The 13,449-nt window shown below is 56.2% G+C and carries 14 protein-coding genes; 9 read left to right on the top strand and 5 right to left on the bottom strand.

The genetic code is table 11. The annotated features are described in order from the left end of the window. Positions 1-61: 61 nt before the first annotated feature. Entirely contained in the window at positions 62-880 is an 819-nt protein-coding gene (locus tag MX657_RS06965) for a pyridoxal phosphatase (protein ID WP_119915061.1), read from the top strand. Here the strand turns inward: MX657_RS06965 and modC are convergent, their stop codons facing one another. The 4 genes from modC to MX657_RS06945 form a co-directional block, all read right to left on the bottom strand. Beyond that, entirely contained in the window at positions 881-1,939 is a 1,059-nt protein-coding gene (gene modC, locus MX657_RS06960; protein WP_346807806.1) for a molybdenum ABC transporter ATP-binding protein ModC, read from the bottom strand. A 2-nt stretch (positions 1,940-1,941) separates the two neighbouring features. Next, a complete protein-coding gene (gene modB / locus MX657_RS06955; RefSeq protein WP_069719589.1) occupies positions 1,942-2,631 on the bottom strand; it encodes a molybdate ABC transporter permease subunit in 690 nt (229 codons plus the stop codon). Continuing rightward, positions 2,631-3,404 (bottom strand): molybdate ABC transporter substrate-binding protein, encoded by a 774-nt coding sequence (modA, locus tag MX657_RS06950; protein WP_346807804.1) that lies wholly within the window; start codon positions 3,402-3,404, stop codon positions 2,631-2,633. The genes modB and modA overlap by 1 nt, the downstream gene beginning before the upstream one ends. 177 nt (positions 3,405-3,581) lie before the next feature. Next, on the bottom strand, positions 3,582-3,731 hold the full coding sequence (locus tag MX657_RS06945) for an AcrZ family multidrug efflux pump-associated protein (protein WP_013097516.1): 150 nt from the start codon (positions 3,729-3,731) through the stop codon (positions 3,582-3,584). Positions 3,732-3,858: 127 nt separating this feature from the next. On the opposite strand from MX657_RS06945, the gene modE reads away from it, so the two are divergent. From modE to gpmA, 7 genes are all read left to right on the top strand, one after another. After that, positions 3,859-4,647, top strand: coding sequence for a molybdenum-dependent transcriptional regulator (gene modE, locus MX657_RS06940; protein ID WP_119915065.1), 789 nt, complete (start codon positions 3,859-3,861; stop codon positions 4,645-4,647). 67 nt (positions 4,648-4,714) lie between these two features. Then, positions 4,715-6,187 (top strand): molybdate ABC transporter ATP-binding protein ModF, encoded by a 1,473-nt coding sequence (gene modF / locus MX657_RS06935; protein WP_346807802.1) that lies wholly within the window; start codon positions 4,715-4,717, stop codon positions 6,185-6,187. A 200-nt stretch (positions 6,188-6,387) separates the two neighbouring features. Further along, complete coding sequence (galE, locus tag MX657_RS06930; RefSeq protein WP_080327857.1) at positions 6,388-7,404, top strand: UDP-glucose 4-epimerase GalE; 1,017 nt, start codon at positions 6,388-6,390, stop codon at positions 7,402-7,404. A 9-nt stretch (positions 7,405-7,413) separates the two neighbouring features. Then, positions 7,414-8,460, top strand: a complete 1,047-nt coding sequence (gene galT / locus MX657_RS06925) for a galactose-1-phosphate uridylyltransferase (RefSeq protein WP_119915067.1) — start codon at positions 7,414-7,416, stop codon at positions 8,458-8,460. 4 nt (positions 8,461-8,464) lie between these two features. After that, positions 8,465-9,613 (top strand): galactokinase, encoded by a 1,149-nt coding sequence (galK, locus tag MX657_RS06920; protein WP_119915068.1) that lies wholly within the window; start codon positions 8,465-8,467, stop codon positions 9,611-9,613. Beyond that, entirely contained in the window at positions 9,607-10,647 is a 1,041-nt protein-coding gene (galM, locus tag MX657_RS06915; RefSeq protein WP_346807801.1) for a galactose-1-epimerase, read from the top strand. Before galK ends, galM begins: the two co-directional genes overlap by 7 nt. Positions 10,648-10,853: 206 nt before the next feature. Then, positions 10,854-11,606 carry a 2,3-diphosphoglycerate-dependent phosphoglycerate mutase gene (gene gpmA / locus MX657_RS06910; protein WP_008501111.1) on the top strand — a complete coding sequence of 251 codons (753 nt, stop codon included), beginning with the start codon at positions 10,854-10,856 and terminating at the stop codon, positions 11,604-11,606. A gap of 61 nt (positions 11,607-11,667) precedes the next feature. On the opposite strand, the gene aroG is transcribed toward gpmA, so the two are convergent. Continuing rightward, a complete protein-coding gene (aroG, locus tag MX657_RS06905) occupies positions 11,668-12,720 on the bottom strand; it encodes a 3-deoxy-7-phosphoheptulonate synthase AroG (RefSeq protein WP_217480048.1) in 1,053 nt (350 codons plus the stop codon). 303 nt (positions 12,721-13,023) lie between these two features. Here aroG and MX657_RS06900 point away from each other — a divergent pair, with 303 nt between their 5' ends. Then, positions 13,024-13,404, top strand: a complete 381-nt coding sequence (locus tag MX657_RS06900; protein ID WP_219366907.1) for a YbgS-like family protein — start codon at positions 13,024-13,026, stop codon at positions 13,402-13,404. Positions 13,405-13,449: the final 45 nt, after the last annotated feature.

Genomic DNA, 13,449 nt, shown 5'->3' with positions numbered 1-13,449 from the left:
CATTTACTCTCGGTGTACCATCCCCTGAGACCTAAAATTCAACATTAACCCGGAAGAACAAATGACCTCGCGTGTGATTGCACTGGATTTAGACGGAACATTACTTACCCCTCAAAAAACCCTGCTCCCCTCCTCCCTTGAAGCGCTTAAACGCGCGCAGGAAGTGGGATATCAACTCCTTATCGTAACGGGTCGACATCACGTTGCCATTCATCCTTTTTATCAGGCACTGGCATTAGATACACCTGCAATTTGTTGTAATGGCACTTATTTGTATGATTATCAGGCAAAAAAGGTTTTAGCCTCCGACCCGCTGCCGGTTCCCCAGGCGCTGCAACTGATTGATCTGCTGGATGAGCATGACGTTCACGGCCTGATGTATGTGGATAACGCGATGGTGTACGAGCGCCCAACCGGCCACGTTGTGCGCACCAGCAACTGGGCGTTGTCCCTGCCTGAAGCGCAGCGTCCGGTCTTTACCCAGGTTTCCTCCCTTCGTCAGGCCGCCCAGGACGTTGAGGCTATCTGGAAGTTTGCCCTGACGGATGAAGACACCACCAAACTGAATACCTTCGCGAAACACGTCGAGGAGGCGCTGGGCCTGGAGTGCGAATGGTCCTGGCACGATCAGGTCGATATCGCCCGCAAGGGCAACAGCAAAGGCAAGCGCCTGACGCAGTTTGTCGAATCACAGGGCGGATCGATGCAGGATGTGATTGCCTTCGGCGATAACTACAACGACATCAGCATGCTGGAAGCAGCAGGCACGGGCGTGGCGATGGGCAATGCGGATGATGCGGTGAAAGCGCGCGCCAACGTGGTGATTGGCGACAACACCACCGACAGCATCGCGCAGTATATTTATACCCACCTGCTGTAATCAGGCGGTGATCGAGACGCTCTTGATTTGCGCGTAAAGCCACAGGCCGGGCTTGATGCCTAACTCATCCCTGGCCCACGGGCTGATGCGCGCCCAGAGCGTCCTGCTGCCGACCTCAAGCTTCACTTCCACCTGCCCGTTATCATCAAAACACTCCGCGACTTTGGCGCGCAGAATATTTCGAATACTGGTTTGCAGCGGCGGCTGCAGCACCAGTGAAACGTCCGACGCCTGAATGCGAATACGCAGCGCGGACTGTAACGGTTTGTCGATCTTATTGACCCACAGATGTTGGTCGCCCAGCGCCAGGGCGGTCATTGCGTAGTGCGGATGGTGCTCCAGCACGCTGACCTTCAGAATACTGCTCTGCTGCTCTTTCGGCAGCCACGGGTGCATCACGCTGCTGCCCCACACCTCTTCCAGGTTGCCGAAGGCCTTCACGCTGCCCTCTTCCAGCACCAGCACTTTATCGGCCAGATGGAGGATCTCATCCAGTGAATGGCTGACGTAGAGCATGGGAATATTAATTTCGCGGGCGAGACGCTGCAGGTAAGGCAGAAGCTCGCGCTTGCGGGGGATATCCAGCGAGGCCAGCGGTTCGTCCAGCAGCAGCAGCTCGGGAGCGGTCAGCAACGCGCGGCCAATGGCCACGCGCTGTTTCTCACCGCCGGAGAGCGAGGACGGCAGTCTGTCGAGCAGAGGTTCAATGCCTAAAAGCGTCACCAGCTTATCAAACTGCCCGGCCATGCTTTTCGCCATGCCGTAGCGCAGGTTGCCGCGCACGCTGTAGTGCGGGAACAAGCGCGCGTCCTGGAAAACATAGCCGATGCGGCGTTTATCCGGCGAGAGGTAAATCTTATTCTCCACGTCATTCAGGACGCGGCCATTGAGGACAATCCGGCCTGACTGCGGGCGCGTCAGGCCGCTGATGGCATTAATCAGAGACGTTTTTCCCGCCCCCGATACGCCAAAGATGGCGGTGATGCCGCTAGCAGGCAGCGTCTCGTTAAGCGTCAGGGTGTGATTGCCCAGCGTCTGGGTAAAATTCAGTTCCAGCATCGTTATTTCCCCATCCGCTCGCGACTCAGCCGTGCCAGCCATTCAGAGACCAGCAGAGAAACCAGGGCTAGCACGATGGAGATGATGCACAGTCGCGCTGCGGCACCTTCCCCCCCCGGCGTCTGAATCAGGGTATACATGGCCGACGGGATGGTCCGCGTCTCGCCTGGAATATTCGACACAAACGTGATGGTCGCACCAAACTCGCCCAGCGATCGGGCGAAGGCCAGCACCGTACCAACAATAATGCCCGGCAGCGTCAGCGGGAGCGTGATGGTGAAAAAGACGCGCCAGCGCCCGGCACCCAGCGTGCGGGCCGCCTGTTCGAGCTTCATATCCACCCCTTCCAGCGCGAGGCGGATCGCTCTGACCATCAGCGGGAATGACATGACCGCGGCTGCCAGCACCGCACCGCGCCAGCTAAAGGCAAACGTCAGCCCAAACCAGTCGTAGAGCTTCTCGCCGATAAAACCGCGTCGCCCCATCGAAATCAGCAGCAGATAACCGACCACTACGGGCGGCAAAACGAGAGGAAGATGAAGTACGCTGTCGAGCAGCGCTTTGCCGGGAAACTGACAGCGAACCAGTAGCCAGGCAAAAAAGATCCCAAAGGGCAAACTCAGCGCAACCGCCAGGGAAGAGACTTTAAGGCTCAGCAGAACAGCCTGCCATTCAGGATCGGTCAGTATCATCAGTGAGTCGTAAATCCATAACGTTTAAAGATTGCGGACGCTTCGGGCCCTTTCAGATAATCACTGAAGGCCGTTACGGTCGCATTTTTATGTCCATCAACAATCGCAACAGGATATTCCACTTTCTTGTGGGTGTCTTCCGGGAAGGTGCCAACCACCTTCACGCCCTTGCTGGCAACGGCATCGGAGCCATACACAATCCCCAGCGGGGCTTCGTTGCGTTCCACCAGCGCCAGCGCGCCGCGCACATCTTCCGCCGGAGCCAGTTTCGGTGACAGGGTCTCCCATGCACCCAGCTTTTGCAGCGCTTCTTTGGCGTAAATCCCGGCCGGGACGTGTTCCGGGTCACCCACCGCCAGACGCCCACCGTTCAGCAGGCGAGTCCAGTTTGTCGCGTTGTTGATGGTGATATCACCCTGCGCACTGGCCTTCGGTGCAACAACAACAAGGCTATTGCCGAGCAGCGTTTCGCGGGTTGCCGCGTCGATGGCTTTCTTCTCCACCGCGTAATCCATCCACTTCTGGTCAGCAGAGATGAACAGATCCGCCGGTGCGCCCGCTTCTATCTGCCGTGCCAGCGTAGAGGAAGACGCAAAAGAGGAGACCACCTCGACGTTTTTCTCTTTTTTATACGCCGCCGCGATATCCTGCAGCGCGTTGGTCAACGACGCCGCAGCAAAGACCGTGATTTTCCCTTCGTCCGCCAGCGCGTGTCCGGTAAGTGAAAGCGTCAGCGTTGCCCCTGCGAAAAGGCGTACCCATGAACGTGCCATTTGTTGCTCCTGTGAGTAGCGTTATATAAATATTAATATAACGATATCTTCAGGGAGATCCCAGCGCTAAATCCTACCGCTCAAGGGGTAAGCAGGCCTGGTACTTAAAGAATATCGGTAAAAAGAAGAAAAACTTGAGAGCAAAACGCCCGGGCAAGCCGGGCGTTTTGTGGGAAATTAATGCTGCTTTTTCGCCCGGTCTCTGTGACCAATGTTCGAAAAGACGTTGAACACTTCACCCAGGCCGTAGATGGCACCGAGGATGATGGCCATCACTACTGGTACCATGATCACGGCGAATACCAGACTTTTCAACAACTCTAACATGGTTTTCTCCAGATTTTGTGAATGGCTTATTCTACCCTGAAAAGTAAGAAAAACATCCCCTTTTGTGCGGTGCGCTTTGCGCCCTGCACCATTTGGGTCACAATAGCCTTTTTGCCAGGACACTGTTATGCAGGCCGAAATCCTTCTTACTCTCCGACTTCAGCAAAAGCTTTTCGCCGACCCCAGACGCATGGCCCTGCTTAAACAAATAGAACAAACCGGCTCAATAAGCCAGGGGGCAAAAAACGCCGGTATTAGCTATAAAAGCGCCTGGGATGCCATCAATGACATGAACACCCTGAGCGAGCATCCTCTGGTGGACAGAGCCACTGGCGGAAAAGGCGGTGGAGGTGCGGTCGTCACGCGCTACGGTCAGCGACTGATTCAGCTTTACGATCTTCTGGCCCAGATCCAGCAAAAAGCGTTTGATGTTTTGAGCGACGACGATAACGTTCCGCTGGACAGTTTGCTGGCCGCCATTTCCCGCTTCTCGTTACAAACCAGCGCCCGCAACCAGTGGTTTGGAACGGTGACGGCGCGCGACAATCTCCAGGTACAGCAGCATATTGAGATCCTGCTTGCCGATGGTGCCACCCGTCTGAAAGCGGCGATAACGGCCCAGAGCGCAGAGCGCCTTGAGCTGGATGAAGGCAAAGAGGTGCTGGTGCTGCTGAAAGCACCGTGGGTCAATATCACGCGCGACCCGGACAAGGCCAGGACCGCCGATAATCAACTGCGGGGCACCATCAGCCATATCGAACGTGGCAAGGAGCAGTGCGAGGTGCTGATGCCCCTGGCTGACGGGCAAATGCTTTGCGCCACGGTCCCGCTCAGCGAGGCGGACGGTTTAGAAGAAGGTGCTGTCGTCACCGCATATTTCAACGCGGACCGGGTGATTATCGCCACATTGTGCTGAGCGCATTGACAATCGCGTCGACAGTGCGTATCCCTGACAGCTGTTGCTGCAAAAAATGGGATAAATCATGTCATCATTGCATATTTCGCAAGGCACGTTTCGTCTTAGCGATACCCGAACGCTGACGATTGCCGATCTAACAATACGCGCGGGTGAAAGCTGGGCGTTTGTCGGTACTAACGGCAGCGGTAAATCCGCGCTGGCCCGCGCGCTGGCCGGAGAGCTTCCCTTTCTTAAAGGCGAATGCCGTAGCGATTTCACGCGCCTGACGCGCCTTTCCTTTGAACAGCTGCAAAAGCTGGTCAGTGACGAATGGCAGCGCAACAACACCGATTTACTCAGTCCTGGCGAAGAAGACACTGGCCGCACAGCGGCAGAAATTATTCAGGATGAGGTGAAAGATCCCGCCCGCTGCCAGCATCTGGCTGAACAGTTTGGCATTTCCGCGCTGCTGAACCGGCGATTTAAGTACCTCTCTACCGGCGAGACGCGAAAAACGCTGCTGTGTCAGGCGCTCATGGGGCAGCCGGAGCTGCTGATTCTTGATGAGCCCTTTGACGGGCTGGATGTTCACTCCCGCGCCCAGCTGGCTGCCCTGCTGGGCTCGCTGAACCAGGAAGGCTATACGATCGTACTGGTGCTGAACCGCTTTGACGAAATTCCTGATTTCGTGCAGAACGCGGGCGTGCTGGCAGACTGTAGCCTGATCGAAACCGGGGAAAAATCCACGCTGCTCAGGCAGGCGCTGATTGCCCAGCTTGCGCACAGCGAAAAAATGGCGGGCATTGCGCTGCCGGATCCCGACGCGCCGGCAGCACGCCACGGTCTCGATCCCCGACAGCCGCTTATCGTCCTGCGCGATGGCGTCGTCTCCTATGACGAACGACCGATCCTGAATCACCTCAGCTGGACGGTCAATCCTGATGAACACTGGCAGATTGTCGGCCCCAACGGTGCGGGGAAATCCACGCTGCTGAGCCTGGTAACCGGCGATCACCCGCAGGGCTACAGCAACGATCTGACGCTATTTGGCCGCCGTCGCGGCAGCGGCGAAACCATCTGGGATATCAAAAAGCACATTGGCTACGTCAGCAGCAGCCTGCACCTGGATTACCGGGTCAGTACTACGGTACGGAACGTGATCCTTTCCGGGTATTTTGATTCCATCGGCATTTATCAGGCGGTGTCGGACAAACAGCATAAGCTGGCCCAGCAGTGGCTGGATATTTTGGGCATGGACAGCCGGGTCGCTGACGCGCCGTTTCATAGCCTGTCGTGGGGGCAGCAGCGCCTGGCATTGATCGTACGCGCGCTGGTAAAACACCCGACGCTGTTAATTCTGGACGAGCCGCTTCAGGGACTCGATCCGCTTAACCGACAGCTGGTCCGCCGCTTTGTGGACGTGCTGATTGGCGAAGGCGAAACGCAACTGCTGTTCGTTTCACACCATGCCGAAGATGCCCCCGCCTGTATCACCCATCGCCTTGAGTTTGTCGCCTGCGGCGAGGGTTATCGCTACCTTCTCAGCAACCTCGAGTAACCATGGAGGGCATTGCCCTCCTCTTTTCAGATAACTTGCATCAATACATCCCTATCTCTTTGATCTAGAATGCTCTGAGTCATCAAAAAAGTGAGTATGAAAACGAGTGTAAACGATTCCACTATTTTATCCCATGTCACACTTTTCGCGTCTCTGTTATGCTATGGTTATTACATACCATAGGCCCAATGGAGCGAATTATGCGAGTTCTGGTAACAGGTGGTAGCGGTTACATAGGAAGTCATACCTGTGTGCAGCTGCTGCAAAATGGTCACGATGTGATCATCCTCGACAACCTGTGCAATAGTAAGCGCAGCGTGCTGCCGGTGATTGAACGTCTTGGCGGTAAACAGCCGACCTTCGTGGAAGGCGACATCCGCAACGAAGCGCTGATGACCGAGATCCTTCACGACCACGCCATCGAAGCGGTGATCCACTTCGCGGGTCTGAAAGCGGTTGGTGAATCCGTTGCGAAACCGCTTGAGTATTACGACAACAACGTCAACGGCACCCTGCGTCTGATCTCCGCCATGCGCGCGGCGAACGTCAAAAACTTTATCTTTAGCTCCTCCGCCACCGTCTATGGCGATCAGCCAAAAATCCCTTACGTGGAAAGCTTCCCGACCGGCACGCCGCAAAGCCCGTACGGAAAAAGCAAGCTGATGGTGGAACAGATCCTGACCGACCTGCAAAAAGCCCAGCCAGAGTGGAGCATCGCGCTGCTGCGCTACTTCAACCCAGTTGGCGCGCATCCTTCTGGAGACATGGGTGAAGATCCGCAGGGTATCCCGAACAACCTGATGCCGTACATCGCCCAGGTGGCCGTGGGTCGCCGCGACTCGCTGGCGATTTTTGGCAATGACTACCCGACCGAAGACGGTACCGGCGTGCGTGACTATATTCACGTGATGGATTTAGCAGACGGCCACGTTGCGGCCATGCAGCAGCTGGCTGACAAGCCGGGCGTGCATATTTACAACCTCGGCGCCGGGGTCGGCAGCAGTGTGCTGGACGTGGTCAACGCCTTCAGCAAAGCCTGCGGTAAGCCGGTGAACTACCACTTCGCGCCGCGTCGCGAAGGCGATCTTCCGGCTTACTGGGCCGATGCCTCCAAAGCCGACAAAGAGCTTAACTGGCGTGTCACCCGCACGCTTGATGAAATGGCACAGGATACCTGGCACTGGCAGTCTCGCCACCCGCAGGGTTATCCGGACTAAGGATCCTTCATGACTTCGTTTAATCCCGTCGATCATCCGCATCGTCGTTTTAACCCGCTAAGCGGGCAATGGATTTTGGTCTCTCCGCATCGCGCCAAGCGCCCCTGGCAGGGGGCGCAGGAGACGCCTGCAAAACAGACGCTGCCACAGCACGACCCGGACTGCTTCCTCTGTCCGGGCAACACGCGCGTGACCGGGGATAAAAACCCGGACTACAAAGGCACCTTCGTGTTTACCAACGATTTTGCCGCCCTGATGACAGACACCCCGGACGCGCCCGCGAGCCACGACCCGCTGATGCGTTGCGAAAGCGCGCGCGGTACCAGCCGCGTCATTTGCTTCTCGCCCGATCACAGCAAAACGCTGCCGGAGCTGAGCGTTGACGCCCTGAAAGAGGTGGTCAGCACCTGGCAGGCGCAAACCGCTGAGCTGGGGCAGAGCTACCCGTGGGTGCAGGTATTCGAAAATAAAGGCGCGGCGATGGGCTGCTCTAACCCGCATCCGCACGGCCAAATCTGGGCGAACAGCTTCCTGCCCAACGAAGCCGAGCGTGAGGACCGTCTGCAAAAAACCTATTTCGCAGAAAACGGCTCACCTATGCTGGTGGACTACACTCAGCGCGAGCTGGCCGACGGCAGCCGTACCGTCGTGGAAACCGAACACTGGCTGGCGGTCGTGCCTTACTGGGCCGCCTGGCCGTTCGAAACGCTGCTGCTGCCGAAAGCGCACGTTCAGCGCATTACCGATCTCAGCGACGCGCAGCGTGATGACCTTGCGCTGGCGCTGAAAAAGCTGACCAGCCGTTACGACAACCTGTTCCAGTGCTCCTTCCCCTACTCCATGGGCTGGCACGGCGCACCGTTTAACGGTGAGGATAATCAGCACTGGCAGCTGCACGCCCATTTCTATCCGCCGCTGCTGCGCTCCGCGACGGTGCGTAAATTCATGGTGGGCTATGAAATGCTGGCGGAAACCCAGCGTGACCTGACGGCGGAACAGGCGGCAGAACGTCTGCGTGCCGTCAGCGACGTCCACTATCGCGAATCAGGAGTCTAAAAAAATGAGTCTGAAAGATAAAACACAATCCCTGTTTGCTGAGAAATTTGGCTACCCTGCCACCCACGTTATTCAGGCGCCAGGCCGCGTTAACCTGATCGGTGAACACACCGACTACAACGACGGTTTCGTGCTGCCGTGCGCCATTGATTACCAGACGATCATCAGCTGTGCAAAGCGCGACGACCGTAAAGTCCGCGTGATTGCGGCGGATTACGGTAATGAGACGGACGAGTTTTCCCTTGATGCTCCGATTGTGACGCACGACAGCCAGCAGTGGTCTAACTACGTGCGCGGCGTGGTGAAGCATCTGCAGAAGCGCAACAAGAATTTTGGTGGCGCCGATTTAGTCATCAGCGGCAACGTGCCGCAGGGTGCGGGCTTAAGCTCGTCGGCCTCGCTCGAAGTGGCCGTGGGAACCGTCTTCCAGCAGCTGTATCATCTGCCGCTGGACGGGGCGCAAATTGCCCTGAACGGTCAGGAAGCGGAAAACCAGTTTGTGGGCTGCAACTGCGGCATTATGGACCAGCTGATCTCCGCGCTCGGTAAAAAAGAGCACGCGCTGCTGATTGACTGCCGTTCGCTTGGCACCAAAGCCGTTCCGCTGCCAAAAGGCGCGGCCGTGGTGATCATCAACAGCAACTTTAAACGCACGCTGGTGGGCAGTGAGTACAACACCCGCCGCGAGCAGTGTGAAACCGGCGCGCGCTTCTTCCAGCAGCCTGCCCTGCGCGACGTAACGCTTGATGAATTTAACAAAGTGGCGCATGAGTTGGATCCGGTTGTCGCCAGACGCGTGCGTCACGTGCTGACCGAAAATGCCCGTACCGTTGAAGCCGCCTCCGCGCTGGCGAAAGGCGACCTGAAGCGCATGGGTGAGCTGATGGCGGAATCTCACGCCTCCATGCGCGATGATTTTGAGATCACCGTTCCGCAGATCGACACCCTGGTAGACATCGTCAAAGCGGTTATTGGCGACAAAGGTGGCGTGCGCATGACGGGCGGCGGTTTTGGTGGCTGCATCGTCGCGCTGGTGCCTGAAGAGCTGGTCCCTGCCGTCCAGGACGCCGTGGCGAAGCAGTACGAAGCGAAAACAGGTATCAAAGAAACCTTCTATGTATGTAAAGCATCACAAGGAGCCGGACAGTGCTAAACGAAACGCCTACCCTCGCACCGGATGGACTGCCGTATCGCCTGTTAACCCTGCGCAACAGCGCGGGGATGGTGGTTACGCTGATGGACTGGGGTGCGACCCTTCTTTCTGCCCGTGTACCGATGCCGGACGGCAGCGTGCGCGAAACCCTGCTGGGCTGCGCCTCGCCCGAGCAGTACGTTAATCAGTCTGCCTATCTGGGCGCATCCGTGGGGCGCTATGCTAACCGCATCGCGAAGAGCCGTTTTGAACTCGACGGCGTGCAGTACCCCCTGCTGCCAAGCCAGGGCGAAAACCAGCTGCACGGCGGCCCGGACGGGTTTGATAAGCGCCGCTGGAAAATTGTTCGTCAAAACGACGGCGAAGTGCTGTTCTCGCTGGATTCGCTTGATGGCGATCAGGGCTTCCCGGGGAACCTTACCGCGTCCGCGCGCTTTACGCTGACGGACGATAACCGTATTGCCATTGAATACCGTGCGACGGTCGATAAGCCGTGCCCGGTTAACCTGACTAACCATGCGTATTTCAACCTGGACGGTAACCAGTGCGACGTGCGTAATCACAAACTGCAGATCCTGGCAGATGCCTATTTGCCTGTTGACGAGATGGGTATTCCGTATCAGGGGCTGAAGCCCGTTGAAGGTACCAGCTTTGACTTCCGCAACGCAAAACCCATCGCCCAGGATTTCCTGAGCGATGACGATCAGCGCAAGGTAAAAGGTTACGACCACGCGTTTCTGCTGCAGGCCAAAGGTGATGTGAAGCAGCCTGCCGCACAGGTCTGGTCCAGCGATGAGAAACTGCAGATGACGGTGTATACCACCGCCCCTGCTCTGCAATTTTATTCGGGCAACTACCTCGGCGGCACGACGGCACGCGAACACGATGAGTACAGCGACTGGCAAGGCCTTGCATTAGAGAGCGAGTTCCTGCCGGACAGCCCGAATCATCCTGAATGGCCGCAGCCGGACTGCGTGCTGCGCCCGGGTGAAGAGTACGTGAGCGTGACGGAATACCATTTTATTCCACATTAATTTCAAGCCCTCCTCCCGGAGGGCTTTTTTCTGCGCGTCTTGCTGAAAATAGCGCCGATCGCAGACAAAATCATAACCCTGAATTCACAAGCATCTTACACTCAGAGACTATTTTCGCTATGGTTAGGGTTAAGCGTTGCTGCTGGCACGGCCACAGCAATATAATGAGAATTGTTATCATTCTAAAAATGCTTGAGGAGTAAGAGATGGCTATTACTAAGCTGGTCCTGGTGCGTCACGGCGAAAGCCAGTGGAACAACGAAAACCGCTTCACCGGTTGGTACGACGTTGATCTGTCCGAGAAAGGCGTAAGCGAAGCAAAAGCAGCAGGTAAACTGCTGAAGGAAGAAGGCTTCAGCTTTGATTTTGCTTACACCTCTGTGCTGAAACGTGCCATCCACACCCTGTGGAACGTGCTGGATGAACTGGATCAGGCCTGGCTGCCGGTTGAGAAATCCTGGAAACTGAACGAGCGTCACTACGGTGCGCTGCAGGGTCTTAACAAAGCGGAAACCGCTGAGAAATACGGCGACGAGCAGGTTAAACAGTGGCGTCGCGGCTTCGCGGTAACCCCGCCAGAGCTGACCAAAGATGACGAGCGCTATCCGGGCCACGACCCGCGCTACGCGAAACTGACCGACGCTGAGCTGCCAACCACCGAGAGCCTGGCGCTGACCATCGACCGCGTGGTGCCTTACTGGAACGAAACCATTCTGCCACGCCTGAAAAGCGGCGAGCGCGTGATCATCGCCGCTCACGGTAACTCCCTGCGTGCGCTGGTGAAATACCTGGACAACATGGGTGAAGACGAAATCCTCGAACTGAACATCCCAACTGGCGTACCGCTGGTGTATGAGTTCGACGAAAACTTCAAGCCAATCAAACATTACTATCTGGGTAACGCGGACGAGATCGCAGCGAAAGCAGCGGCTGTGGCGAACCAGGGTAAAGCGAAGTAATTTTCGCCAGATATAAAAAAAGCGCGGAGCCTTCCGCGCTTTTTTATTTTTGCGAGAGAACTCAGCCGCGACGCGCTTTTACCGCATTCGCCAGCTGACGCAGGATGGTGTCGGTATCGTCCCAGCCGATGCAGGCATCGGTGACGCTCTTGCCATACACCAGCGGTTCGCTGCCTTCCAGGTTCTGGTTCCCTTCAACCAGATGGCTTTCAATCATCACCCCGATCACCGCCTTCTCACCACCGGCAATCTGCTGACAGACGTCTGCCCCGACTTCCATCTGTTTTTTAAACTGCTTGCTGGAGTTGGCATGGCTGAAGTCGATCATGACCTGCGGTGGCAGCCCCGCTTTTTCCAGCCCGGCCTTCACCTCTGCCACATGTTTTGCACTGTAGTTTGGCTCTTTACCGCCGCGCAGAATGATATGGCAGTCACCGTTCCCGCTGGTGTTAACGATGGCGGAGTGGCCCCATTTGGTCACGGACAGGAAGCAGTGCGGCGCACCCGCGGCGTTGATGGCGTCGATAGCCACCTTAATGGTGCCGTCAGTGCCGTTTTTGAAGCCCACCGGGCAAGAGAGACCGGAAGCCAGCTCGCGGTGAACCTGAGATTCGGTGGTGCGCGCACCAATCGCGCCCCAGCTCATCAGGTCTGCCAGGTATTGTGGCGTAATCATATCCAGGAACTCACCGGCCGCAGGCAGGCCGCTGTCGTTGATCTCCAGCAGCAGCTTGCGGGCAATGCGCAGTCCGTCGTTGATCTGGAAGCTGTTATCCATGTGCGGATCGTTAATCAGCCCTTTCCAGCCCACGGTGGTACGCGGCTTTTCAAAATAGACGCGCATCACGATTTCCAGCTCGCCCTTCAGCTCTTCGCGCAGCTGGAGCAGTTTTGCCGCGTACTCTTTTGCCGCAGCAGGATCGTGAATAGAACACGGGCCAATCACCACCAGAAGACGATCGTCATTACCTTTCAGGATCTTGTGGATCGCTTTACGAGCATGAGAAACCGTGTTTGCGGCATTTTCAGTGGCGGGGAATTTCTCAAGGAGTGCTACAGGAGGTAATAACTCATTGATCTCTTTAATGCGTAAATCGTCGTTCTGATAATTCATTTTCTTTCCAGCTCTGCCATATCTTTAGTAATGAAAGCAATCCTTTCAATCTATCTTGTCGACCAGGAAGTGTAAACACGGTTTTACACTTCACGCAGATAATTCCTGGAATTCGCCTAAAAATCGCCACAAAATAGCGAAAAATGAGATCTAACCTAAGCTTTTTAACTGTAACAACCATTTTTAAACGCTTAAACGCGATTCCCTACTGACGAAAGTCCGTAAGGCGGAATCTTTCGCCTCTAAAAAGATGCACTGTTGGAGAATGTTATCCAGCGTAACGACAAGAACAGGAGCACCATCATGAAAATGACAAAACTGACCACCCTCTTCCTGACTGCCACACTCACCCTTGCCAGCGGCAGCGTCCTGGCCGCAGAAACGGGTGCTTCAGACAGCAACGGCGATGCGAATGCGGCCGCCGCAGCAGGCCAGCCCGCTCCTGATGCGAAACAGAATATCGCCCCAAATAATGTCGATAACAGCCAGATCAATACCGGCAATACCAACACCGGCGGCACCATGCTGCATCCGAACGGTAGCGCTTCCGACACCATGAATCATGACAATATGAGCTCGGATGAGGTTCACAAGAACTCGATGTGTAAGGACGGCAAGTGCCCGGATCCGAACGACAAAGTGGGTAATGACGCCAACACCAAAACCGATGGCACAACCCAATAATTCTTGATGCGTTAAATGCGAAAGGAGAGCCCAGGCTCTCCTTTC

Origin of the sequence: Enterobacter chuandaensis (genome assembly GCF_039718975.1) — a bacterium.
GTDB lineage: Bacteria > Pseudomonadota > Gammaproteobacteria > Enterobacterales > Enterobacteriaceae > Enterobacter > Enterobacter chuandaensis.
The sequence above is the reverse complement of the archived record's forward strand: the minus strand, read 5'-3'. Positions and strand labels throughout refer to the sequence as shown.